At 51.4% G+C, this 25,516-nt stretch carries 19 protein-coding genes and 4 pseudogenes; 4 read left to right on the top strand and 19 right to left on the bottom strand.

The annotated features are described in order from the left end of the window. Window positions 1-6 precede the first annotated feature (6 nt). From KUF54_RS05750 to KUF54_RS05705, 10 genes and pseudogenes are all read right to left on the bottom strand, one after another. Window positions 7-533, bottom strand: a pseudogene (locus tag KUF54_RS05750) (DUF2889 domain-containing protein). A gap of 142 nt (window positions 534-675) precedes the next feature. Beyond that, window positions 676-1,692, bottom strand: coding sequence for an SMP-30/gluconolactonase/LRE family protein (locus tag KUF54_RS05745; RefSeq protein WP_219345698.1), 1,017 nt, complete (start codon window positions 1,690-1,692; stop codon window positions 676-678). 9 nt (window positions 1,693-1,701) lie between these two features. Next, window positions 1,702-2,751, bottom strand: coding sequence for a porin (locus tag KUF54_RS05740; protein ID WP_219345697.1), 1,050 nt, complete (start codon window positions 2,749-2,751; stop codon window positions 1,702-1,704). 170 nt (window positions 2,752-2,921) lie between these two features. After that, on the bottom strand, window positions 2,922-3,713 hold the full coding sequence (locus tag KUF54_RS05735) for a crotonase/enoyl-CoA hydratase family protein (RefSeq protein WP_219345696.1): 792 nt from the start codon (window positions 3,711-3,713) through the stop codon (window positions 2,922-2,924). 36 nt (window positions 3,714-3,749) lie between these two features. Continuing rightward, window positions 3,750-4,784 carry an NAD(P)-dependent alcohol dehydrogenase gene (locus tag KUF54_RS05730; RefSeq protein ID WP_219345695.1) on the bottom strand — a complete coding sequence of 345 codons (1,035 nt, stop codon included), beginning with the start codon at window positions 4,782-4,784 and terminating at the stop codon, window positions 3,750-3,752. 12 nt (window positions 4,785-4,796) lie between these two features. Further along, window positions 4,797-5,801 (bottom strand): tripartite tricarboxylate transporter substrate binding protein, encoded by a 1,005-nt coding sequence (locus KUF54_RS05725; protein ID WP_219345694.1) that lies wholly within the window; start codon window positions 5,799-5,801, stop codon window positions 4,797-4,799. Window positions 5,802-5,922: 121 nt separating this feature from the next. Further along, entirely contained in the window at window positions 5,923-6,252 is a 330-nt protein-coding gene (locus tag KUF54_RS17530) for a LysR family transcriptional regulator (RefSeq protein WP_219345693.1), read from the bottom strand. Between the two features lie 78 nt (window positions 6,253-6,330). After that, window positions 6,331-7,560: a CaiB/BaiF CoA-transferase family protein gene (locus KUF54_RS05715; protein WP_219345692.1), complete on the bottom strand. Its 1,230-nt coding sequence runs from the start codon at window positions 7,558-7,560 to the stop codon at window positions 6,331-6,333. A 47-nt stretch (window positions 7,561-7,607) separates the two neighbouring features. After that, window positions 7,608-8,855 (bottom strand): CaiB/BaiF CoA-transferase family protein, encoded by a 1,248-nt coding sequence (locus tag KUF54_RS05710; protein ID WP_219345691.1) that lies wholly within the window; start codon window positions 8,853-8,855, stop codon window positions 7,608-7,610. A 9-nt stretch (window positions 8,856-8,864) separates the two neighbouring features. After that, window positions 8,865-10,061: a MaoC family dehydratase N-terminal domain-containing protein gene (locus KUF54_RS05705; protein WP_219345690.1), complete on the bottom strand. Its 1,197-nt coding sequence runs from the start codon at window positions 10,059-10,061 to the stop codon at window positions 8,865-8,867. 336 nt (window positions 10,062-10,397) lie between these two features. On the opposite strand from KUF54_RS05705, the pseudogene KUF54_RS05700 reads away from it, so the two are divergent. The 4 genes and pseudogenes from KUF54_RS05700 to KUF54_RS05685 all read left to right on the top strand — a co-directional run. Then, window positions 10,398-10,678: pseudogene (locus KUF54_RS05700) on the top strand (transposase); the annotation flags it as partial. Window positions 10,679-10,717: 39 nt separating this feature from the next. Next, window positions 10,718-11,277: pseudogene (locus KUF54_RS05695) on the top strand (IS5 family transposase); the annotation flags it as partial. Window positions 11,278-11,354: 77 nt separating this feature from the next. Then, the gene (locus tag KUF54_RS05690) at window positions 11,355-12,350 is read left to right on the top strand and encodes an IS5 family transposase (RefSeq protein WP_219345689.1); all 996 of its coding nucleotides are present in this window, start codon (window positions 11,355-11,357) and stop codon (window positions 12,348-12,350) included. Between the two features lie 120 nt (window positions 12,351-12,470). Then, window positions 12,471-12,827: pseudogene (locus tag KUF54_RS05685) on the top strand (IS5/IS1182 family transposase); the annotation flags it as partial. 162 nt (window positions 12,828-12,989) lie between these two features. Here the strand turns inward: KUF54_RS05685 and KUF54_RS05680 are convergent. The 9 genes from KUF54_RS05680 to hsdR form a co-directional block, all read right to left on the bottom strand. Then, a protein-coding gene (locus KUF54_RS05680; protein ID WP_219342576.1) for an IS3 family transposase occupies window positions 12,990-14,140 on the bottom strand; the annotation gives its coding sequence in 2 pieces (ribosomal slippage) (window positions 12,990-13,891 and window positions 13,891-14,140; 1,152 coding nt in all). A 308-nt stretch (window positions 14,141-14,448) separates the two neighbouring features. Continuing rightward, window positions 14,449-15,123 carry an SH3 domain-containing protein gene (locus tag KUF54_RS05675; protein WP_219345688.1) on the bottom strand — a complete coding sequence of 225 codons (675 nt, stop codon included), beginning with the start codon at window positions 15,121-15,123 and terminating at the stop codon, window positions 14,449-14,451. A 101-nt stretch (window positions 15,124-15,224) separates the two neighbouring features. Then, on the bottom strand, window positions 15,225-15,797 hold the full coding sequence (locus KUF54_RS05670; RefSeq protein ID WP_219345687.1) for a GTPase domain-containing protein: 573 nt from the start codon (window positions 15,795-15,797) through the stop codon (window positions 15,225-15,227). Window positions 15,798-15,799: 2 nt separating this feature from the next. Then, the gene (locus KUF54_RS05665) at window positions 15,800-16,843 is read right to left on the bottom strand and encodes a GTPase (protein WP_219345686.1); all 1,044 of its coding nucleotides are present in this window, start codon (window positions 16,841-16,843) and stop codon (window positions 15,800-15,802) included. A gap of 160 nt (window positions 16,844-17,003) precedes the next feature. Further along, on the bottom strand, window positions 17,004-18,332 hold the full coding sequence (locus KUF54_RS05660; protein ID WP_219345685.1) for a restriction endonuclease subunit S: 1,329 nt from the start codon (window positions 18,330-18,332) through the stop codon (window positions 17,004-17,006). After that, complete coding sequence (locus KUF54_RS05655) at window positions 18,329-19,786, bottom strand: N-6 DNA methylase (protein ID WP_219345684.1); 1,458 nt, start codon at window positions 19,784-19,786, stop codon at window positions 18,329-18,331. Before KUF54_RS05655 ends, KUF54_RS05660 begins: the two co-directional genes overlap by 4 nt. Before the next feature lie 94 nt (window positions 19,787-19,880). Beyond that, complete coding sequence (locus KUF54_RS05650; RefSeq protein ID WP_219345683.1) at window positions 19,881-20,501, bottom strand: hypothetical protein; 621 nt, start codon at window positions 20,499-20,501, stop codon at window positions 19,881-19,883. 44 nt (window positions 20,502-20,545) lie between these two features. After that, window positions 20,546-22,411, bottom strand: a complete 1,866-nt coding sequence (locus tag KUF54_RS05645; RefSeq protein ID WP_219345682.1) for a DUF262 domain-containing protein — start codon at window positions 22,409-22,411, stop codon at window positions 20,546-20,548. Window positions 22,412-22,543: 132 nt separating this feature from the next. Then, window positions 22,544-25,510, bottom strand: coding sequence for a type I restriction-modification system endonuclease (gene hsdR / locus KUF54_RS05640; RefSeq protein ID WP_219345681.1), 2,967 nt, complete (start codon window positions 25,508-25,510; stop codon window positions 22,544-22,546). Window positions 25,511-25,516 lie beyond the last annotated feature (6 nt).

Raw genomic sequence — 25,516 nt, 5'->3', positions numbered from 1 at the left:
CCGACCTCAATCCCCTGCGGACTGCGGTACATCCTCCACACGCCTCCTATAGAACTGGGGCCAGTGCACCTGCACCAGTTGGCGCTCGGCCCCATAGGCATAGCAGCTATCAATCTTCACCGGCCGTCCTGTCGCGTCCAAGCGATCGGGCTCCTTCAGCCTTCGCGCACTCAGGGACTGAAAGGCCGTCGTTGCCATCGGCATCAACAACTCCCGCAAGTGGGTGCAACTGGCTGCGCCCCCCAAAAGTCTACGCACCTCGCCCCCCAGCCGGCGGACATCTTGAGCCCCTTAAGGTGCACGAGTGCAGCGCCTCCCTCCGGGCATTGTGCGTAAGGGTAAGCCAGTGACTGCGTGCTCACCTCGTGTACCACCAAGTCCAGGTCAAACACGATGCGCACACTCAGGTTGTGAATCGGATCCCCCGCCGGAACCATGCGATCACCGCGAATAGGTCCATGGTCGTGGGGCTTGCGGTCCACCACCCGCCCCTCCACTTCAAACAGCCCATCCCCGCGCTCGTAGGCATGCATCTCGATATGCCGGGTGTGCATCGGGCGTCGATCAAGACTCACCGTATCTGTTTTCTGCTGACCCATGTTTGGATGCACTCCAATTTTTCATATTTCAAAAAATGGGGCAAAAGCTCCATATTAAAGTTATCACGCAACGAAATTATTGGTGCGAATAAAGTCTCGTACCTTGTGCGAAGGCTTTTGATTTGAATATCCAGGATCCATGTTTTTTTAACTCATCCCTAGCAACAATGTACATATCTCTCGATTGATGATCGATAATCAAACTTGCAACCTTCAAGAATTTTCCATCCGTTCTTCCTGGAAGAAGAATTTGTCCAATTGGAAGGCCCTCGGAGTCAAACACCATGATCCGCCCTTGTCCATACATTACAACATAAACATTGCCGTCTACATCAGTCCGCATGGAGTCGGGACCTTTACCCACAAAGTGGTATGGAATCGACGAGCCATATCTACCTATTTTCCCTGGCTCACCAAGCTCAATTCTGTGAAGCCGGCTATTCCCAAACTCTGTTGCCCACAACACCTTTCCATTAGGACTCAATGCAATCCCGTTGGGTGCTGACATATTTTTCAATAGTGGCTTAAAACCACCATCTACTGGGTTCAAATAGTATATACCTCCTTGTAAATCAGTAGAACTCCCTCTGAAGTCCGTGAAATATATTCCACCATATTTATCAATAACCAAGTCATCAGGAACCAAGTTTTCCTTGGCAGAAAGAAGGTCTCTAATCTTCTTTCCATTATTTCCAATCAACGTGACTGTTCCGCTTTTGAAGTCTCCAACATTCGCCGCCACGAAATCGCCATCTTTGGTAATCGCAATCCCTCCAGGAAAAAACCCTTTTTCCTCATAAAAAACAGAAATATTTCTTTCTGGCGTTAATTTATAAATACGCCCCTCATAAACACTTACAAAATATAGATTACCTTGTTTATCAAATACTGGTGACTCCAAAGCCAAGGTTTCTTTTGAGACTTCAAAGTAAGGTTCAGCGACAACATTTGAAAGATTTTTTTCACTTGGTGCAATGGGTACATACGTTTTACTTCCCCCTGGATACACCAAACCCTCATTAAAAAACGGTTGCGTAGAGGAACAACCAGAAAGCAGCAAAGCTGCGTACAAAAAGAACGAATATTTTTCCATGATTTCTCCTTAAAAGCTGTGACGCAACCCAATGTCAAAACCAGAAGATGGGCGGTTAGCTTCCGTTACCGCGCCCATCAAAGCGACCTTGCTACCGCCCGAATTTTTGACATGCGCCAAGGTGGTATATATCAGGGTGCGCTTGGACAGGGTGTGGACATAACTTACCGCGAACTTCTGGGCCTTGGGTTCATTGGGTTGATTGGTCTTGTGCATCGAATACGTCATGCGGACGGCACCCGCACTGCTCACGGGAACCAAAGCCCCGACCAATCCGCCTCGGGCAGCCAAAGTGCCGCGCTTGTCCCAATTCAGCATGCCTGAGAGCTTGAACCAGGGCAGTTCATACGCCATAGCCACATTGCGCTGCAGTGCATCCCCTGCGAGATAATTGGTACGGCCCCAGCCAAAGCCCGCCGTCAGCTTCGCATCCTGATAAATGAGCCGAATACCGCTGCCGGTGCCATCATCCTTCGCTGCGGTCCCCCCCACGTTCTCACCCCGGTAATGGGCCAGGTGCACAACCAAGGAGTTAAGCAACTTCGGCGTGAAGTAATACAAGCCATTCGAAGCCCGCGTATTGACCGGTCCGGTAATGATGTTCGTGTAGTTGACTGCAGCGCCAGCTCCGACCAAGAGCATAGGGTCTGCCAAACCAAAATTGTTATATTGAGGAACCGTATCCCTGCCAGCGCGCAATTCTCCCCAAGATCCTTTGATGCTCAGGATCGACGCCCGGTTGAATGTCAAGCCACCGTTTCCTATATTGCCGTTGTCTTGATTATTGGTGCTGGTTGAACCACCGGTTCCTTCATCAGCACTGAAGCCAGATTCCAGGTTAAATCCCACAGTGACCCCATTACCAAGGTCTTCCACACCCCGAAATCCAAGACGACTCGACTGGTAGCCACCCCGACTGACCTGGCTTTTATTTTCCAAAGAGCCCGTCCCCAAGGAAACCCCTAAGTCAATAATTCCGTAAAGACTCACGGAGGATTGCGCAGAAACACCACCGACCAAGCCGAACGCTGAAATTACGGTCAACATCAACTTCTTCATCGTCATCTCCATCTTGTGATTGGAATCAAATACAAGATGGATCTTAAAAATCTCACCCACTCAATATTAGAGGGTTGTTGCTAGCCTTCTAAATTCTTCAATGCCTTAATGTTTTATACAACGACAATATGCGTACACAAGGCACGCATAAATATCAAAAGTATTAATCATCAAGAAAAGTTGGGACTTCTTTTTTCCAGAAATGCATCCACCGCTTCACGATGATCCGGCGTTTTATGCGAAATCGCCTGATAGGCTGCAGCCATTTCCAAGGAGGAATCCAAACGCAAGTGCATGGACTCGCGCATCAGACGCTTGGCCAAGCGCACACTGTGGGAAGGGTTCTTGGTAATTCGCTCGGCCAATGCCATGGCCGTAGGCATTAAATGATCGAGCGCAACGACGTCCGAGACCAAATTCCAAGCCAAGGCTTTTTGTGCATTGATCATGTCCCCTGTAAAGGTCATTTCACTAGCACGCTGGTAGCCAATAGTGCGAGGAAGAAGCCATGCCCCACCATCGCCAGGAATAATGCCCAACTTCACAAAGCTTTCTGCAAACTTAGCATTTTCAGAGGCAATCCGAATGTCGCACATGCATGCCAAATCCAGCCCCGCTCCGATCGCATGCCCATTGATGGCGGCAATCACAGGAATTTCCAAGTTGAACAGTGCTAGTGCCAAGCGTTGAATGCCAGAGCGGTAATCGTGACGAATCTGCATCTCACTGACTACGGGTTCGGATTGACGCTTCATGGTTTTGATGTCACCTCCTGCACAAAACGATGCGCCGTTACCTGTCAGGATGACGCATCGCACTTGAGGATCATTTTCGATGAGCGCTATAGCCGCTAAAAACTCGGGAATAGCGGTATTGCCAGTGAGTGGGTTACGCTGCTCTGGCTGGTTCATAGTTAAAACTACCAGCGGTCCTTCTTTTTCTACGATGAGAAATGGGTTCATTGCTAGGGCTCCTATTTTGAGTAAAGAATGGAGGAGTCAGTCGGGTTGCTCGATGACAAATTTTCCGATCCCGCGTGGGGTGTGGAATGTATGGAAGGCTTCTTTAGCTTCCAAAAACGAGAAGCTTCGCTCGATGATGGGACGCAGTTGGTGTACCGTCATGGCTTGAAGCAGGTTTAGAAAGTCTGAGCGACTCCCTACACCAATTCCTGCTACTCGTAGGTTGCGCAATTGCACAGGAACGAGGGAACATGTTGCTGTGCTATCTCCAAGCCGCCCGACGAAGCTAATCGCTCCCCCAATGCGAGTAGCGCGAAAGGTTTGCTCCATTTTTCCGATGAGCTCAATAGATAGATCAACACCGCGGTTTTGCGTAATTCTTAGTACCTCCTTTGCCCACAAGGGATGCTCAGACGTATCTATGCCTTCTACTTGACAAAAGTCCTGCATTTTTTTTAACTTGGAACTACAAGAGGAAAGGACTAACACTCGAGCACCCATGATGCTCGCCAATTGCGCAGCGAAAACGGCCACTCCACCTGTGCCTTGAACTAGAACGCTCTGCCCGGGCAGCAAAGGACCGTGTGCGGTTAATGCACTCCATGCTGTGACGCCTGCCGCAGGTAGAGTTGCGGCCTCTGCGAAGCTTAGATAAGCAGGAATAGGTACCAGCCCCGATGCTGGTATGAGCGCATATTCAGCAAGTAAACCATCAAATGAACCTCCGAGGTCACTGCGTGGAGTTTCTGGCATCCGGGGGCCTGCAAGCCAAGCCTGATGGAATACAGCCGCAACGCGATCTCCTAGCGCCCACTGTGTAACACCAGATCCTACTGCGACGACTTCACCTGCGCCATCGCATAAAGGAACCATCCCCTCGCGCGGAGGCATAGTGTATTGTCCTGAGAGCAGGCTGACATCACGCGCGTTGATTGAATTGGCTCTGATCCGTATGAGTACTTCCATTGGCCCGGGCGCTGGAATTTTCGCTTCTCGAACCATTAGCCGGTAGCCAGATTCCGCTTTTTCAATGTGGTAGCGTCGCATCGTAGATTGTGCGGTTACAGTCATACGATCTCCCGTTTATTCTGGCTTGAGACCCATACGCTGCGCAATGTGGCGATAGATTTTTGCCCGCTCATTTAGAGTACGAGTTGCCATCTCCGCAGGTTCATATTTGAGGCTCAGAAGCAAACCTTGTGAACGCTCTTTCATCTCGGTTGAACGAAGAGCTTGTTCTGCTGCGGCGGAGAGCTTTTCGATGATTGCTTGAGGTGTGCCGGTGCGCACGACCAAGGCATATGCAGGCCCGAAAATCTGAGGGTATCCCAGTTCAATAAAGGTGGGTACATTCGGCTCAAATGCACTGCGCGTACTTCCTGTAACACCATAAAAACGTAAGCGGTTGGACAATGGTCGCGCTGAGGTCTCGGACAAAAAACCAAGATGAATATTTCCTGCCGCGAGATCCTGTGAATAAGGACCGCCTCCTTTGTAGGGGATATGGGTCATCGTCAGCTTTAACTCATTGGTCAATGCAAGCATGGGAATAAGTACCGCTGGGCCAGATGTTCCATAGTCATACTTGTTTGGATGCGACTTAATCTCTTCAACAATATCCTTGAAATTCTTCTGAGGTGCCGTAGCAGGCCCTGCTAGAACGTAGCGTCCTTCACCAAGTCCTGCGACTGTGGTGAGGTCTTCAAGTGGATTGAAGCGAAGCCCTTTTTTAGTCAACGGCAGTAAGGCCTGCCCATCAATCCCAATGACACCAACGGTGTATCCATCGGCAGGTGCGCCACGGGCAACGAATTCAAAGCCGATGACCTGATCTGCACCAGGCTTGTTTTCAACAATGATCGGTGTCCTAAGTTCTTTGGTCATGCCTTCGGCCACTGCACGTGCCATGATGTCTGCAGGTGAGCCAGCCGTGGCGGCTGCAATGAACTTGATAGGACGTTCAGGATAGCCTGTCGCTTGCGCTCCTTGTGATAGAAGCGCTAGGACAAATGCCATCATCACGCTATGTTCTTGGAGACTCTTACCTATTACTTGAGGTACTTTGCAGATAAGTTTGGTTGCAGTCATTCCGTTTGTCTCCGTTGTCATTTTTTATTGGAATTTGGGAAAGGGTTCGCATGGGATGCAGAGTCGTCTACAGTTGTAATGCAGGGAGCTCTTAAAAGTGGCACCACCGGCGTTCTTGTAGCTACGTCTTAGCTTGCATCTGCTCCACTAGAGCTAAGATCGTGCGGCAACGCCCAATAATGTGATCCCCCTCTCTAGTGAGTTGAAGGCCCTGGTGATCGCGCAGAAAGATTAGCACTCCAAGTGCATCTTCCAACGCACTCAGACGGTAGCTGCCCGTAGACAGTGAGCAATGCAGTTGTTTCACAGCTACCGTCAAGCTTCCAAGATCCGCGCAGAGCACTACTAATTGCAGCGATGCAAGGTCGAACCTCAGCAAGTTAGGCCGATAGCGCAGCCTAACTTCCGAACTTATCGAAGCGACAGCATCGACGTGAGCTGCGGGCTGCATTGATATCACTGAGCTTGGCTTTGTGTGAGATACGTGCACGATCGTTTCCCTTGCTGTTGCTGGACGGGAGAGCTAAGCTCAAATTACGCCTTCACGCTGCATTGCTCCTATTTGCACTGAGGAATACCCCATCTCCCCATAAAACACTTGGTTGTCCTGCCCTTGGCGTCCACCTGCATGCCTGATCGCATGTTCTCGTTGGGGAAATTTAGGAACAATGCCTTGCATAGTGAAAGTACCGAGGTCTGGGTCATTCACAGTTACAACGTCATCACGAGCGCGGTATTGCGGATCGTTATAAATATCTTCTGCGGTATAGACGGGGCTGAACACAGCCCCTGCGGCATCTAAGTCAGAGATCAACTGTTCGTAATCATGCTGAACTGCCCACCGAGTCAAATGCTGGTCACATTGCGATAGAAACTCATACACCGTCTCTGTATTGGGGTTGTGCATAACACCTTGATCAAGCACGGGGAGTAGGTGGTCTGCCTTTGCGCCAACCAAAATGCGGCGAATAGCGACTGGACCAACGGCTGCAACGATGAAATAGCGCCCATCACGTGATCCATATGTGTTACGAAGCACACCGTGCGAGCCTAGGTAGTTTCCAGGTCGGTTCTGAATTTCGCCAAATTGCTGGTAAGTGGATAGTTGAGTGGGGACAATACGAAAGAGACTCTCGAACAAGGCTACATCAATCACCTCAACACCACGAGTACCACCAAGGCGCGTAGATGCCAGCGAGGATGACAATGCTCCAATCACGCCCCAGAGAGATGCAACCCCGTCGGCCAAGGTCGTGGATGGAAAAATAGGTGGGCCGTCGGGAAATCCGTTTAGATGTGCAAAGCCACTCATTGCTTCAGCAGCTGTACCAAAGCCTGGGCGAGACCTGTATGGGCCCGTCTGGCCATAGCCACTGATGCGGACCATGGCGAGATTGGCACCAGCACGTTCGAGATCCTCTGGTCCAAGCCCCCACTTTTCCAAAGTACCAGGACGAAAGTTTTCCACCAATACATCAAAATCTTTAATCATCCGGAGGAATATCTCCCGCCCTTGCGGCTTGGAAAGATTTAGGGTGATGTGTTTCTTGCCGCGCTGCACGACTTTCCACCACATCGAGATACCCTCCTTCTTGGGAAGCATAGTCCGAATAGGACTTCCCGCAGGATGCTCAACTGATACGACCTCTGCACCGAGATCCGCAAGGATCCCGCATGTATTAGCAGCCGAATACTGATGCGCAATATCTAGGACGCGCAGTCCACGCAAGACTGGTTCACGGGATTTTTCGCTGGTCATTGCTGTACTTTCTTTCGCGTTGTTTGGGTCTGATCTTGTTCAAGCGCTCACTCTGAGCCCCCATAATGCATAGCTACGATCTTGGCGTTGACTAATGCATCGATTTCTGCATCACCCTTGCCAAGAAGCCCCTTCAGGACTTGATATGTGTCAGCCCCCATGGTGGGAGCTGGTCGTGCCGGGAAATCGCCCCAAGCCTTTACGCGTATGGGATTGCGAACCATCGTCACAGCCTTTTCCCCCTCTCCTACCGACATCAGTGCATGCATGTGCTTCACCTGTTCGCTGTGCACTGCGTCATGGAGTTCAAACACAGGACTGTTAGGAACATCGGCGGCGTTGATGAGTTCGGCCCATTCATCGCGATTGCGTGTGGCAAAGATGCGCTCCAGCTCCCCAACCAATTCGGCCCGATGAGCCAGTCGTGCAGGGTTCGAGGCAAATCTTGAATCGGTAATCCACTCCTCTTTGTCTAGAGCACGACATAAGTTTTGCCAAAACTCCCGGGTGAAGGCTCCAATCATCAGGTACTCGTTGTCTGCACACAGAAATGCTTGGTAGGGAACGATCTGTGCATGACCACGCCCAAGCTTTGCCACTTTTGAGCCCAGATCTACAACGGAAGGTATGTAATTGCTCATCATGTTGAGCGATGCCTCCAGCATGGCGACCTGAACATGCTGTCCTTCAGGATGTCGGTCTCGCGCCAGCAAAGCTGCAAGTACGCCGGAGAGCATGAAGAGACCGCTGGAGAAGTCGGAGATCGGAGCCCCAATACGCACAGGCCCACCTCCTACTTCGCCAGTAATCCCCATCAAACCCGACACACTCTGCATGATGATGTCGTTGGCTGGGCGCTTGGACCATGGCCCCGACGCGCCAAACGCGGAAATTGACGCATACACCAACTTTGGCCTCAAGGCTTTCAAGACATCGAACCCCAAGCCCAGTCGGCTCATTACATCAGGGCGAAAGTTCTCCAGTACCACATCACAGTGTTTGACAAGCTCTTTCGCAAGCGCAACGCCCTCTGGCAATGTGAGATCGACAATTAACCCCTTCTTGTTGCGATTCAAACTCACGAAGTAGTCTGAGTCCTTGGGACCGTGATGGGGCATGGGAACACCCATCGTACGTGCGCCATCGCCGCCTTTGGGCTTTTCTATCTTGAGAACCTCTGCTCCCATATCTGCGAGGAACATGGCTGCAAAAGGTCCTGCAGCAGCATGGGTCAGGTCGAGTACGCGCAAGCCTGCGAGAGGCTTGGCGCTTGGGTTAGATTGCGCCATACTCATTTGGAGTCCTTAGGGCTTATCGGCCATCCAGTCGACTACCGTAGTTGGCAGAGGTTTTCCCTTCTGGGGAAGGGCAATCACGCCGGTTCCTGGCATGATGTTTTCTCCGCGTTGGTTGATGCTGTCGAAGCTACAGGCCACGTAGCCAATGCCGCTCTTGCCCAACCACTTATCGGTGATTTCACCTTTGATGCGGGTTGTGTCGCCCAGGAAGTTCATACCTCGATAGAAGGGGAAGCACTCTGCCACCCAACCGTCATCGCCTGCCCAGTTAGTCAAAAAGTGCGTTGACCAGCCTCCGCGCTGAGAACCGTAGTCATATGCGTCAGGCATGCCGATCTCTGCAGCCATATATGAGTCCCAATGCACGCGCTCCACAGCCTGAGGAATACGGGTCACGGGATCTTTGACGCTGACTTTCGGCGATTGACGACGGTATGCCAGCCAGTGTTGACCACTGCGAATATGTGGCGAGCCAATGCCCATCATCCATGCAATCATGTCTGACACTGTCAGAGGACCACGCACGATTGGCTGCATCTTGTCACCTACTGCCACGTCTTCCCAGTAGCGCGGCTTGTCGCCGCGTACTTCTTCCGCAGCCATTTCATTATCAATCTCCTCTATTTCTTCATCGGTGTAAATTGCTTTGGGAATATTGGTATATTTCCCAGCTTTTTTACCAGCCTCGCGCTCTCCGCGAATAAATGACATATGACATTGGGCAATTAGCTCGTCATTCTGGTTGTAATAACGCAGCATGTCGCTTTGCAAAAATGTACGACCTGCCCATTTGCTTTTTTTCTCTTCAATGGAATATGGTTCCTTAGTAGCGCGAACCGTGTCACCTTCATATAGAGGGCGAAAAAAATTCCAGCGATCACTTGAATGCAAACCATGCACACCAGGAAGACCCTGCCCACGACGCAGGTCCCAACTTCCCCACGCAGCTCCATAAAGGAGTGCCGGAGGGGCGATCATTTTGCCAAAGCGGGAGGAGCGAGCATGCTCAGGTTGCGTCCACATAGGGTTGGCATCACCAATACCGCGTGCTACGTGCTCAATACTATCCCTATTGACATGTCGAATATACGGGAAATTAATTGGATAAATTTTTCCATGGCGAGCACGAATCTTATCAAGCTCTGCATCAGTAATTTTTCCATATTCTCCAGCACTAGCACTAGCACTTACTTGCATGTCCATAATATCTCCTTGGCATTAACCATTACCGATGAATCATCTTCAACAGGTCAATTAATTAATTCGAAAATCAACTTCCTGACCGCAAGAAAATATTATTACTTTCGCTTTAATAAATGGTTGAAAGTTGTGATGTAGATAGTTTCTTAAAAGGAAAGCAAGTTGGCGGCGGTCGTGTGCTATTGAGCGCTGTAGGACAATAGACGAGCCTGCGAGCTAGGCTGAGTGCATGACTCAGTTCATCCGGCGTTGTTACACAACTCTCGTCTGGGGCGAGACTCCGGTAATCCCCCGTAATTCCAGCGCGCATAGAAGTAATCATGTTTCACCGACAGCTAGATCATCGATGCGCTCAAGCGAGCAGAGACAGGCCTGACGCTCTGCCGTGAACTGGGCATCAGCTCAGCAACCTTCTACAAGTGGCGGGCCAAGTTCTTCAGCATGGACGCCTCGCTAATGGTTCGCATGAAGGAACTGGAAGATGAGAACCGACGCCTGTGCAAGATGTACGTCGAAGAAAAGATCAAGGCCAAGATGGTTGCGGAGGCTCTCGCAAAAAAGTGGTGAAGCTATCTCGTAGACGCGAGATGGCACATCAAGCAGTGCAGCAACGGGCGCTGTTGCACAACTCGATGCTCAGCAAGCGGTAGGCTTGCTGCATGAGCCAGTCACGTAAGCCCCGCTACTGCACCACAAACTGGAAGCAATACAACGTTTCCCTTAAAGCTCGTGGCTCGTTATCAATCTGGCTGGACAAGCGCATGTCTTGGTTTACCGCTTCTAGCGGCAAACGCGGGCGAAACACGAAGTTCTCCGATACGGCCATTCAATTTTGTTTGACGCTCCAAAATTTGTTCGGCTTGGCGCTCAGGCAAACCACGGGTCTGGTGCAGTCAGTGCTGTAGCTGTGTGACCTTGCATGGCCAGTGCCAGACTTCCGTGCGCTGTGCAGGCGGCATCTTGATCTGAATGATCAGATTCCGTGCACACGCAGCCAAGCGGGCCTGCACTTGCTGGTGGATTCAACAGGAATCAAGCTCTTGGGCGAAGGTGAGTGGAAATGCAAAAAGCACGGCTCTGAGCCCCCCGCCAGTGGCGCAAGCTACACATCGGCATTGATGCTCACATCTTGCAAATTCGGGCTATCAGCGTGACCTTCAATAACGTGAGTGATGAAGCGGTGGTACCTGATTTGCTTCTGCAGTTGCCTGAGAATGAAGTGCGAGGGAACCTCTGCATAACTCCCCCCACGCATGTGCTTGCACATGTGTGCCGGTTGCGGCAGCATTCCGGCCCATGCAGCAATTTGATCTCGGCCTGAACCTGTCCATCAAGAAGACCCGCAAACGTGAATTCTTGGAGCAGATGCAGCAAGTCGTGCCGTGGAGAGACTTGGTGGCCTTGATTGCGCCCTATGCCCCTGAAGGACGCACAGGCCGGCCTCCGTTTCCTGTTGAGATGCTGCTTCGCATCCATTTCATGCAGCAATGGTTCACGCTCAGCGATCCGGCCATGGAAGAAGCGCTGCACGACATGCCACTGTTCCGGGACTTTGTTGGCTTGTCCTGGGACAGTGCCACACCAGACGAGACCACCATCCTGCGTTTCCGTCATCTGCTAGAAACGCACAAACTGGCCGAGCAAATCCTGAAGACCATCACGTACTTGCTGGAGAGCAAAAAGCTGTTGCTGCGCACGGGCACCATTGTCGATGCGACGTTGATCGCTGCGCCCACATCTACCAAGAACAGCACCAAGTCTCGGGATCCGGAGATGCACCAAACCAAGAAAGGCAACCAGTGGTACTTCGGTATGAAGGCCAATATTGGTGTGGATGCAGACTCTGGCCTGGTGCATACCGTACGAGGTACCGCGGCCAATGTCAGCGATGTCGTTGAAGCCAACAGCCTGCTTCACGGACAAGAGGTTGATGGCTATGGTGACGCTAGCTACCAAGGGGTAGATAAGCGCCCCGATATGCCTGCACCAACACTTGAGCATGAACTACGCTGGCACATCGCCATGAAGCGCAGCAAGCGCAAGGCGCTGGATCTGCAGCAGCCGATACCAGCCTTGCGAGAGCAGCTTGAAAAGGTTAAGTCCAAGATTCGAGCCAAGGTCGAACACCCGTTCCGGGTCATCAAACGCCAGTTTGGGCATGTCAAAGTTCGCTGCCGAGGTTTGAGAAAGAACACCCAGCAACTGCACACGCTGTTCGCCCTGGCGAATTTGTGGATGGCCCGTGCCTGCTTGCTGAAAAACAGCCAATCCGAGCGTGTGATGACGGTCTGAAAAGGAAAGATGCCCGCGAAACGCGGGCATCTTTGGGGATAGGTAGGCCGAAAATCATTCTCGCTCAGGCACTACACCACCTAGATTGGCGTTATGCAGAGGTTCCCTAGAGAGCCTAACGGGCGATGTGCTTATGACACACAGCCGGCCTATGAAACTTTGATGCGCCGGAGAGCTATCCCAATTATTCCGCCTCGTATAAATGTCCTAATACGCAAAGGCAGTGCCTTTGCGTATCGGAATGCGGCGATTGCCGGATGCAGACGGTTAGGGCGAAATATTTGGAAACGCTGGAGTGCCTACCACCGGCGAAGTTTGGAGGAAACCAAGATGAACTGCATCAAGCGATTGGGTGAGCGCGTGATGTCCCGTACCTTTGAGCGTCAAGTCAATGAAATGCATAATCGGGCAGTCATATTAAATCTATTCACTGAACTGGGACGCCCTCAGACGGTAGCAGTGGATAGCCACGGCTAGGGTTTGAGGTAACTCGCCTCAAACTGAATTTGTGCAACAGCGCCGTTGTCATCTGATCTCACCAGATTGAATGCTAAATTGACTTGCCAAAAAACATAGATCCTCGCTTAGCTACTTGTTCAAAAAACCGGAGCCACTTCTACTTGAATCGACCAGCTTTTCTTAGATAGCTGCCAGCCTCACGGAATTACGTCTCTCAAACTCTATTGGAGACAGACCATCAGCAGATGAATGTCTGCGAATGGGGTTGTAGAACATTTCGATGTAGCTGAAGACATCGCTGTGCGCCTCTTGCCTCGTAGGATAGGTTTTTCTGCGGATGCGCTCCCGCTTAAGCAACTGAAAGAAGCTTTCAGCAACTGCGTTGTCGTGACAGTTTCCTCGCCTGCTCATACTCGATTGCAGGTTGTGGCTAGCAAGGAAGCGCTGCCATTCATGGCTTGTAAATTGGCAGCCTTGGTCAGAGTGCACGGTCACGGTATTGCATGGTCTTCTACGCCAGAGCGCCATATGCAATGCATCCAAGGGCAGCTGGGTATCAATGCGGCTACCTGTTGCCCAGCCAACAACTTGGCGTGAGAACAGGTCAATTACCGTTGCCAGGTACAGCCACCCCTCATGAGTGCTGATATAGGTTATATCAGTCACCCAGACTTTGTTCGGAGCATGCACGGTGAACTGCTGCGATAGTAAGTTGGGAGCCACGACTGCTGGAGCACCTCCTCGCACACGAGGGCGTCGTCCGTAGCCTCGCTGAGCCTTTAACCCCTCACAGCGCAGCTGTCTTGCTACCCGGTGCCTGCTGCAGGTCTCGCCTAAGTCACGCATGTCCAATGTCAACTTGCGATAGCCATATACGCCACCGCTTTCTAGCCATGCCTGCTTTAGAAGGCCCAATAGACGCTGGTCATCGGCCGCACGTTGACTGAGCGGCCGAACCCTCCAAGCGTAGTAACCACTGGGGTGCAATTGCAGCACCCGGCACATGCGCACAACGCTGTAAATCAACTGGTGCTTGGCAATGAAGGCGTACTTCAGTCGCACTGGCGAGCGAAGTACGCCGCCGCTTTTTTTAGGATGTCACGCTCCTCGGTGACCCTTTTGAGTTCTGATTTGATACGGCGTAATTCTTCGCTTTGACTGACTTGCTCCTGCCGCTGAGCTGCGGGGATTTGCTGCAGTCGAATCCACTTATACAGACTATGCGTGCTCACGCCTAAACGGCGTGAGACGTCGGCTGCGCTGTGGCCGTGTTCCAAGATTTGCTTGACGGCCTCAATCCTGAATTCTTCTGGGTAGCGTTGTGCGTTCATATGGACTCCTATTTGAACGGAAATAGGAGGCTGTGAACTATCTACAAAAAACTGGTCGATTCACTCCACCCTTATCCATTAAGTCCAAGGGTGTTGCAACTCAGGTTTAAATCCGCCCTAGTAGAAACCGCAGATTTACGGCACAGTCGAGACGTGCTCGCCGCATCTTGGAGCGACCAGGCCCTGAAAAATTTCCGAGCCGACCCGAACCAGCAAAGGGGGTATTAGTCACTCAAAGCAGCGTCAGCCACGACTGCGTCCGCCTGCACATGCAGCACTGAAGCTAACGCCACTTGTCAGCCGGAATATCAAAAATCGCGAACCATCAAAATACGGCTTTTGTGCATATAGCCCTGCGTATTGGCGTTCACCCGCACCTGCCACCAGTCGCCTGCCTGGGGATGGGTGCTAAATATATTTTCTTTATCAACGCGCCCAATAATCGCACTCTTGCCGTCAGGGGACCTGCGCAGATTGGTATATCCGTCCGGGTCGTTGATCACAGCTGTCACTGAGAATGGTTTGCTGGAATACACATCCGCCACGACCTTGCCGTTGTCTGTCAGCACGCTATCGGCAAACACATATTTGTGCTGACCTTGCCGGCCTTCCATCTCAATCACCAGCGACTTATTCAACAGCTGGATCTTGTGAGGCTCATCACAGGTACCAAATGTGGGCGATGAAACCGCCTTGCCTGCGTCAAGCGTAATGACATTAAACAGCTCGGGGCAACCTGTGCCACCGACATTGGTGGTGAGCACCAGAACCTTGCCGCCGACATCGTAGGCGTTTCCGATAGACAGACTGCTATTCCCCATCACCCCCGGAGTGACGGGCTTGCCGTTGAAATGCAGCAGTCGGTTCTCATCCACAGACAAAGTACCAAACTTGGTTTGCAGATACGTCTCATAGGCGTTGGCTTGCGACGCTGCCATACTCCAAATTATTAGCCCATACATTTTTAAATTCAATATCTTCATCTCTTTGCATTCGTTTCAATTAGAAATTTTTAATATATTTTGATACTAAATAGGCTTTAAAAATCTACAGAAATTTTCAAGCAAAAACCTGAAAATTGTTATCAAAAATTTAATTCATTTCTGATCCACTCCTTCAATTTTATATATCCGATGTTATTTTTATTAGATAAGAAAATTATTTTTCCTTGGAAGTCAAAAGACTTCCTTAAATCATTAACAATTAAATTAATAGACTCTTTCTCTAAAGAATCTGAAAAACTTCTAACCAAACAAATTCTTTTCCTGGATTCGATTAATTTTTTAAAAAACTTAACATCATCAGAATATATTTTTCCAGACACAAAAAAAATATTTAATGCTAATTTTGAAAAAGGAAATAAATCAATAAAATCACTTACTGAGTATTTTTTGGTCCCATAGCCAGGCGTATCCATAAATGATATGAAAGATGTATGAAAAAATAGTGGTGAATCCCTTAGCCAATCTGTGGCATCAGTCTCTAAGCCAACTTTGGGATAAAGACTGGCACCAGAACCAAGAATTTTTTTTAGCGTCGAACTTTTACCACTTCCTGGTTGCCCCCAAAAGGCAACAACCGGAAGAGTCACAGTGTCAAACGCTTGCCAAGAATCAATTAAAAAACTTGGCAAGCAATCTGTTTTGTTATAGTTCACCGTTATTTTAAATTTTTGGCAAAGTATTCTTTTGCGACCGAATGACAGTCATCAAGGTAAGATCTGCCAGCATAGTTGGTAATTGCAAATCCAAGTGATGCGGCAATGGCTTGACCTACAAAAGGTATATATTTTGTCATTTGCTTTGCCAGTTGTCGTCCTGCATAATTTTTAATTAATAAAACAACACCTTCTTTTGCAGCATAGCTAATTACACGATTAACAGCTGGAGCAACATTCTTTGCTTTGTCTAAAATATCATCCTGCTTCAATCCATCAATGCCATAAGACTCACGTATTTCTTTAAATAGTTTCACAAGAATTGAAATATCCAAAGCAATATCTGTCCCTGGAATGGGGTTCAATGCATTTGCTGCAGAAAGCCCTGCTGCAATCACAACATTTTTCTTACATACAGTAAATTTCTTATTTAAAAAATCCTCTGAGTATGCAGCAGCACTTTTATGCCATCGATCTTTTTTTGCAGCACCCAAGCAAGATGCAATCTTGTCTTGCAGTTCATTCAGCCCTGTTTTATTCCTGCAACTTGTAAAAATTACATCTACTTCTAATCCTATATTTTTTGAAATATCATCTTTTTTACGTTTTTTTAATTCTTCTTCTGAATAACCGTCTTCCCAAAGATCATCTGATTTGTTGAAAACAAAAATGCAAGTTTTTTTATTCTTATGGAGCTCTTTAAAAAGATCAATATCATCTGCATGCAATTTACCACTCGTCACACACAAAAAAATATCTTTTTCCAAAAGATCAAATTTATCAAAATACCCTTGCTTTGGGAATTTTTCCGTCCCATAGCCTGGTAAATCCACAAAATTTAGCCCGTTTATGGAAAAAACATGCTCTTTAATGGTTTTGTCAGTCTCCACTCCTGTCTCGGCAAGCTTTTTCCCTGCGATTGCATTAATTAGAGATGATTTTCCTGCACCTGGCTGACCAAATAAAGCAACCGAAACCTTTACGTTACTCTCTTCTTCTATCTTACGTTTTATTTCATCAACCTCTTTTTGAATAACAGCTTCCATTTTACCTCCTTAAATATTTTATCTTTAAAAATTTGATAGATTAAATATTTCTTATATTATTTAATGGATATCCCTACTAATACTATATCTCTTATTTTTTTGTCCTAGTGTAATAGCTACGAGTTTATGATTGATTCACACTTAAGCTTGAGCAAAGTCATTAACGTCTCCTGCCTTCACCTCTTGATTTGTCCGCACGCGCCTCGCGCAGATGACACAGCAGCTCGGTGGCCGGTTCGTCATTCGGGTCTTGCGGAACCAACTCGCCGCAAAAGGCCTTGGCCAGCAGCGCGGGCGTCAGGCGGTCGGCGGCGGTGCGGGCAGTTTGCAGGCGGGCTTCCAGGCGGTCGGCATAGGCGAACAGGATTTCTACGCGGCGGACGATTTCGGTTTGTTCTTCTTGTGAAGGCACTGATATTGCAAAGCTTTTTATTTTACTCAAATTCAAATTCGGCTGATTCCCACCTTCTGCCAAAGTTCGCATTTCAAGATAATTTGCTTGCAGTGATAACTTAACGAATTGCTTGCTAATTTTCGTTTCATCAACAATCACAGCGGCACATGCTTGATTTATCGCCGCAGAAATTTTCAGCTCAGTAACTTGTCCGCGCGTTTTACCTTCGCCATACATTGCAACCAGCAGCGTACCGACTGGATAAATTTTCAAACGATGCGCAGCAATTGCAGCTGAAGTCACATGCTCCTCTGCTTGTTTTACAAACTCCTCGCTTGTGGCAGAGCTTGTGACCCAAGGTGTCCCTGAGGTAGCAAAGAAATCTGGGTTTGAGCGCAGCGGCGTAGATCCCGTCCCAACATGAGCAACGTTCTGAATCTCTGCGCTTGACCATTTCGCAGATGAATGACTGATTCGCCAATCCTCCGTCAATCGCCCAGAAGTGGCTGCGGCCAAGACGGATTGGCGGAAGCGTTTGAGCAAGGGGATAATGCGGGCGAGGCGGTCATTCAGGGTATCGACACGGGTCAGAACGGTGTCGAGTTTGTCGGCGATGCGGCGTTGTTCACTTTCAGGTGCCAGCGGTAGTTCTTCCGAAAGAAACACATCTTTGGGCACGCGCTTCAAACCCACGGAGCCCGTCATTACTACGGTCGCTCTGCGTCGAAAATCTTCTGTACTCAGCCAAGCCAGCAAATAACGTTCGTCAATGCCTTGGGCTGGCCGAAAAACACAAAACTCGGAACTACCTGCGCCAATCCCATTGGGGATCTCAGGGACAACACCTGCTTTTCCGTTCTCAAAGCAAGGGGTGACTTTCGCAACAATCACGTCACGCGACTGAAAATGAACATAGGCCTTTTTAATATCACCCCATTTTCGATCTTCATATCCCATGCTTGCTCGAAAACGAATTCCCAGATGTTGCATTGGCGAGAAAGCACATTGCAATGAGTCATCCGCAATCGTTTTGGGATTGAATTCCGCAATTGCATCGATTGGCGTTTTCGACCAACCTGTTGGCAGCGCACTCATTCCGCAACCTCCCCCAACTCCGCCAATATCCCCTCCAACTCCTCCAGCGCCGCATTCAGCTCATCCGTTACCTCCCGCGCCAGCACGGCGGGTTCGGGCAAGTCGGCGGCATCTTCCACGCTGTCGTCCTTGAGCCAAGCAATGTCCAGGCTGTCTTGCTTTTCGCTCTTGATCCACTCCCGACTAAAGCAGCGCCAGCGGCTTTGTTCGCCGCCATCGGTGCGCTCGCTCTTGCCGTTTTCGTCTTCGCCGTAGGCTGCGATGAATTCGGCAAAGTGCACGTCGGTCAGCGGGGTGCGCTTGCCAAACTTGGGGGCATTGGCACGCATGTCGTACACCCACACGTCTTTGGTGCTGCCGGTGGCGGCTTCGCCCACCTTCTCAAAGAAAAGCACATTGGTTTTGACGCCCTGTGCGTAGAAGATGCCGGTGGGCAGTCTGAGTACCGTGTGCAGCCGGCATTTGTCCATCAGGGCGCGGCGAATGTCTGCGCCTACGCCGGCTTCAAACAGCACGTTGTCGGGCAAGACCACGGCGGCGCGGCCACCGTCTTTGAGGTGCTTGACGATGTGCTGCACAAAGGCCAGCTGCTTGTTGCTGGTGGCGTAGGTCAGGTCATCACGCGTGGGGCCACCGCCGCCCTTGGCCGTGCCAAAGGGCGGGTTGCTGAGGATGATGTCGCTTTTGGGCAGGCGCTGACCGGCGGTGCCCAGGGTGTTGCCCAGATGAATGGCGCCTTCTTGGTCTCCCTCAATCCCATGCAGCAGGCAGTTCATCAGCGCCAGCCGCCGGGTGTTGGGTACCAGTTCCATACCGACATAGGCTTTGCGAATTTGGTAGGCGCGCTGAGCTTCGGTGAGATCCAGTAAATCGTCGGTTTGGGCGCGAATGGCACGGTCGGCGGCAATCAAAAAGCCGGCCGTGCCTGCGGCGGGGTCTTGAATGGTCTCACCCACTTGCGGGCGCATGACGGCAATCATGGCGTCAATCAGCGGGCGCCGGGTGAAGTACTGACCTGCGCCGCTTTTGGTTTCGCTGGCGTTTTTCTCCAGCAGGCCTTCGTACAGGTCGCCCAGACCGTCTTTGTCGATGTCAAACCAGTCAATGCGGTCAAGGTCGTTGATGAGCTGCTCCAGATGGCGCGGCTCGCTCAGGCTGGTCTGGGCATTGGCGTAGATGGCGGCAATGCGGGGGTTGGCGGATTCAGACAGCTGCTGCAGCGTGCGGCGGTAGGTGTTGAGCAGGTCGATGCCCGAGAGGCCGCGCAGCTGATTCCAGCGGGCGTAGTCGGGCAGCAGCGGTTGTTTGATGACGCCGGATTCGAGGTTTTCATGCTCCATCTTGATGAAGAGCAGCAGCACGAGTTCGGTGACGTAGTCGCTGTAGTTGATGCCGTCGTCACGCAGGACGTCGCAAAGGTTCCAGAGTTTCTGGACGATATCAGAGGTGGTCATATCTTTTTTATAGCTGCTTGTGCTGATAGTTATTAGGTTTGATTATCTATTGAGCATGAAACCTATATTTCAAAGGCACAGGTAGCTATTATTTTTAGCGCGAGGGCGCTAACAAGGTGGGAAAGCCTGCGTAGTGTGCTGCCAGCGCTGGATCAGGAGGAAGCCCGGCGGGCAGGAGTTTGCCTTTTGGTGCGGCGTAGCTGTGAATGCTGCGCTGGGGATTTTCATGCCAGCCGATGTTGAACGCACCGAGTTTTGAGAAAAATGTGAGCGAGCTGTAAGGCAAGTGGTTATGAATCCAGTACGCCATGGCAGGCCAGTCCTCGGGCTTGCGGTGGTCTAGCAGCCACGGCACAACGATGCAGGCCATGGCCCCCATGTGGCCGTTGGCATCGCGCTCATCCCAGATATGGGCAGCACGGTTGCTGTCGCTGCTGGCGCAGTTGTGGTCTTTGGCGTTGCCCAGGTCATTGACTTCGCGTGAGCGGTAGGCCGAGCGGATGACAATGCGTCCAAAGGTGGCCTGCAGGGGCTCCAGCAGCTCTTCGCACAGGCGCGTGCCTGCTTCAATGGCCAAATCCGGGTTGGCTGGCGCGTTGCGCAGGCCGTAGTGGTTGGCAATTTCACTGTAGAGGAAGTCGCGCATGAAAAACGACTGGGACAGGCGTACGCGCCCCAGTTTTTCTAGAGATTCCACACTGAGAGGTTTTTGCATGGCGCTCTTTCTCTAACTCAGAAATGTTGGCGTTTCGCCCCTAACTACGCGCCCAAGGCAGGCTCAGCTGCCGCGGATATGGTGACTGTATCCAGACGCTTGGAGCTGAATGTCCAGGTTTGCAATGCCAACTCCAGTAGCAACTGCTGGCGCCGTCCAATGGCATCTCCGTCCCACGTCAAGAAGTGATAGCCCAGCGCGTTCTTGACACGGTTGACACCTGTGTTCACACCAATAGTGAAAGCTGCATCCAGCAATTGCGTGCCCAGCAAGCTGGATTTGACATATTCGCCCTGCTTGCGCTCGAACCAGTTGCCGTGCAGGTCATTGCATTTATTGACAGCCTGATTGATCGTGCTTTCAAGCAAAGTCCCATTACCCAGCAACCCCACCAAGGCTTGGTAGCTCTCCGGATCGCTGGCCAATGACTCAGGGATGCCGTCTGCATCTGGCGTCTGGGGAAGAATGTGCTCGATTTGCAGGCCGTTAATGAATTGAAGCCCCTTAAGAGGCATACCCGCAGCACCCAGCAGCGTGTTTTCCATGCGCCCTAGCACATAGCGTGTTCGGTACAGCGGGTTGAAATCATTGATCTTGCTAGCCAGAAACTTTTGCTTGAAATCCGTCAGTTTCAGGCGCAGATAAGCAAACATGGTTTTCTCAAGCACTTGTTCAATATCCACAACCTCCTTGAGACCGCGAAGCTGTGCAGCCCATTGACTAAACAAGGGTTCATTGATGTTGGTGCGTATCCCAATCACATTGCTAAAGAAGAAATAACTTTCAATGTGTGTGGCCAGATATTCAAGACTGTCAGTTGCCGCATTTTCATCCAGAGCGAGCAGCAAGATCAGATGCAGACGCGAACCGACTTTGTTGATAAAGCCAATACGCGTTACAGCGGGATAGTCCCCTCCATCGTCCTCCAATTTAGTGGCGACTACCAAGTCTGCGTAGCGCTTGGCGGCTTTCTCCAGCTTGCTAGCTAAGGCGACTGGGTGATCTTCATAACCGAGTGCGATTTTCCCCTTGGGAGACACAATCCATGCATAGAGTTCATCTTCACGCAGGATGCCCGCGTGAAAGCGTGCCATGAACAAGTAGCGCAAAAAGCGCAATGGCTTGTCGCCTTCTCCTGCCTGAGTAAGGTGGGCGCTCATGCTTCGCCACTTTTCCTTGATCTGTACAAACTTGTTTTGATCTGCACTGCGAAACAGCAGATTCTTGAACAAGTCCATCGCGTTCAGGCCTGCGCCGCGCTGGTTGATGGTTTCAAAAATCTTCAGCGCACTACTGATGCTTTCCGACTCAATGACGACCAACTCAATGTTCGCCAAAAAGTAGCGTACAAAGTTGGTGAAATCTTCAACTCCGACCTTCAGATACTGCCCATCAAGCCAGTTTTTGATGCTCAAGTAAGCAGAGCGCATCTTGAGAATGGAGGCACTGTCGTCCGGAGAGGGGACATCACCCGCCTGAATCAGATTGCCCAAGAAGTCTTTGCTTTCCTCGTACTGCAGGCTGAGACGGGGCCGCATCTCATCCGCTTCAGCATCGAACGTTGATAACCACTCACCGACTTTCTTGAAGTATTGCTCTTGCCGCGCTGTCAGCGTTGGTTGGTGCGGCCGATATAAGTCGCGCATGGCACACATCGCTAGGGTGATAGTTGTAAGGCGCTGCTGGCCATCAATGACCTCGTACTGGCTGCCTTTTTTCACCACAATGACAGAGCCAATAAAGTAGTTACTTTGCTGCTTTGATCCGGGATCAAATTCAGCAGAGACGTCTTCTAAAAACTGCTGAACCTCATGGTCTACACGCCAGACGTATTCACGCTGGTAATCCGGCACCATAAAAAAATACTCATTGAGCTTTTCAACTTTGTGTACTTGGGCTTTGATATCCATGGCTTTTCTAGATCAGGTCTCTGTACAAAAATACGATTGCAATAGTGCAGCTTCTTCTCTCAACACAAGTGACCGCCTTATGCGGCTCTTTGCCATAGCGCTTCAGCCAATTGAGTAACAACGGTTTCCAGCTCACCGCCTAGCACCTTGTCCACCTGCTTGGTGCCAGCCTTGCTGGCGGAAGGCTTCGTTGAGAAAGCGACTGTCCACCACGGTCTCGTGCTTGAGCTGTTTGGCAATGCGGTCCAGCCAACTGCGCTGCGCCGTGGTCCAGCTACGCAGACTGTAAATGCGCTGCATGCCATGGTTGACGCGGTCTTCAAAAGGCAGCAAAGCCTCGCCTAGCGCTGCTTTGCGAATGTGAGCGACGATGCCGGCGGCAATGTCCTGATTGCTCTGGTTGCGCCATGCGGCTTTGAGGGCAGCTTCTGAAAAGCCTGCGCCGTCAAGCAGCAGGCGCACTTCACGCAACTGTTCGCGTGTGAGGTCTTTGGGGCGGTTGACCACTACGGACAGCGCCACCGACTGGTTGAGCTGCTCTTTGATGAAGCGGGCAAAGCCGTCCAGATAGTCTTCAGGCTTGGCATAACTGCCCCAGCTTTGCTCGCGGGCTACAAGCTCGTCGTGATGGTCAGACAGTACAGGACGGTAGGCCGTGCCCATGAGTTCTTGCACCTCGCCCAGTTGCTGGAGCAAACGGGTGTTGTCGCGCAGAAAGTTGGCGGCGGCCTGTGTGCCTTGCTTTTGAGCCACTTCATGCAGGTGCTTGTGCAGCTGCGCAGGGGGCACGCCCCAGCTTTGCTCCAGCTGCTGCAGGCGCTCTTTGAGGACGGGTTTTTTCTCAGCTTTATGCGTGGCCTTGCGCAGCACGCGCATGAGTTTTTGGTTGAGCTGGTCGAGCACGTCGTCGGCATGTTTGCGCTCGGGCGTACTGCCAGGGGCGGTGTAGGAAGCCGGGTTGTGCAGCTCCTCGAACAGTTGGTCAATGGTGACGCTGGGATCTTTGACCAACGGCTGCATGGTGTTGACGTCTTGCAGCGTGGCATACAAATCCACGGGGTCGTAGATGCGAAAGACGGTTTTGCCAATGTCATCGCAGCGGCGCGTGGCGCGGCCAATCATCTGCTCGTACAAGATGCGCGAGCGCACGCGGCGCATGAAGACGAGATTGCAGATGCGCGGCACATCAATGCCGGTGGTGAGCAAATCCACCGTGACCGCGACCTTGGGATAGGCCTCGTTTTTGTAGTTACGAATCATCTGGCTGACTTTGTCGGTCTTGCCCGTGATTTTGGTGACGGTGGCTTGGTTGTAGGCATCGCCATGCAGTTCTTTGAAGGCCTCGCCCAGCATGCGCACCACCGTGTCGGCATGGGTATCGGTGGCGCAGAAGATCATGGTCTTCTCGTCACTGAACGGATCAAGCTCCTGCGCGAGCTGGTTGCAGATGACGCGGTTGAAGTTATCGTTGAGCACGCCTTTGTTGAAGCTGGCCACGTCAAAGTGCAGCTCATCCTCCAGCTCTGCTGTGTCGATTTCTCCTGTTTGCAGGTGAATGCTTTCAACGGCATCACCCTTGTCAAAGTGAATGCCATTTTCGGTCAGTAGCGTGGTGTAGCGAATGGGGGGTTCGTGGTCAATCAGCCAGTCATCTGCCACAGCTTCGCGGTAGCTGTAGGTGTAGATGGGGTGGCCAAAGATGTCGCTGGTGTGCTTGGCGGGCGTGGCGGTGAGCCCTACTTTGAAGGCGTCAAAGTAGTCCAGCACACGGCGGTAGGTGGAGATGTACTGCGCTGGGTCACGTAACTCTTGCTCACCTTCAGTCATGTCTTGATCAAGCGTGTAGCCGCGGTGGGCTTCATCAACAATGACGCAGTCAAACATGTCCACAGGCGGCGGGTTGTCGCTGCCAAATATGCGTTTGACCATGGCCTGCACGGTGGCTACCTGTACGCGGTCTTCAGCCTCGGCAGCCATGTCGCCCAGCTCTGCAATGTTGTAGAGCTTGGACAAGGGCATGTTCTGCTCAAGCAGCATTTCGTCAAAGGCTTCCAGCGCTTGATCGCCCAGCGCAGTGCGCTCCACCAGAAACAGAATGCGCTTGAAGCGCTCGGCCTTGAGCAGCCGGTAGATTAGGCCAATGATGGTGCGGGTTTTGCCGGTGCCGGTGGACATGGCCAGCAGGCTGCTGCGCTGGCCATGGGCCAGACTTTGCTCCACCGCGCTGATGGCGTTGAGCTGGTAGCTGCGCAAGCCCAAATAGGCGGCAGCTTCGGTCTCCAGCTTCTCTTGCGCCTTGGCAATATCGCGTCTAAGGATATCGAGCAAGCCTTCAGGCGAGTGAAAGCCCGGCAATGATCTGGCCAGATTGGCCGTGTGGCGCAGGTCACGAAACCAAGTGCCGCTGGATTGCTCATGCTGCTTGACATAGGGGCGGGCGTTGCAGGAGTAGGCAAACGGTATCTGGAACAGGCCGCCCTGCCCGTCTTGCCAAGGCTGAGGTGGCTGTTCATTCTTCCAAGCCGCCTCGCAGTCATCTGCAAGCAGAAAACCGCGCGCATAGCGTTCAGCCTGGCCGATTTTTCCTGCGACGTTCTGGTTAATACGCTTGGCCTCCACCACACCCACAGGCGTGAGACCCGCGAACAGGACATAGTCTGCACTTTGCTGAGCCTTCATCGGCCACTCGGCAATGGCCATATTTCGGCCCCGTGCAGGGCGTGCGCCCTTGGCATGGGTCAGAGCCACGGTGTCTGCCTTCCAGCCCGCATCACGCAGCATCTGATCAATGATGAGCCGGGTAGCCGCTTCATCCATCTGCACCAGACTGGCGGCCTTGCGGGAGCGGCTGCTCCAGCTGCGCACGGCTTCTGCGGTGGGCGTTTGCTCAACGGCCTCCGCAGAAGCCAGCTCGGCCTTGAGCTTTTCGATAGTAGCGCTAGCCTCCGTGGCCAATTGCTCATAGATATCGCGCTCTTGCAGGGCTTGCACTGCCAGTGCTTTTTCTTGGTCAGCCTGTTGCTGCAGCAACTGCTGCATGGCCTCCTGGTCCGAGCTCAGGGCTTGTGCGCTGCTCAGACGGGCATGCAGCGCTTCCATCTGCTT

Origin of the sequence: Comamonas sp. Y33R10-2 (assembly GCF_019355935.1) — a bacterium.
In the GTDB taxonomy this organism is placed as follows: domain Bacteria; phylum Pseudomonadota; class Gammaproteobacteria; order Burkholderiales; family Burkholderiaceae_C; genus Comamonas.
Note: the sequence above shows the minus strand (reverse complement) of the source record. Positions and strands in the feature narration are given on the sequence as shown.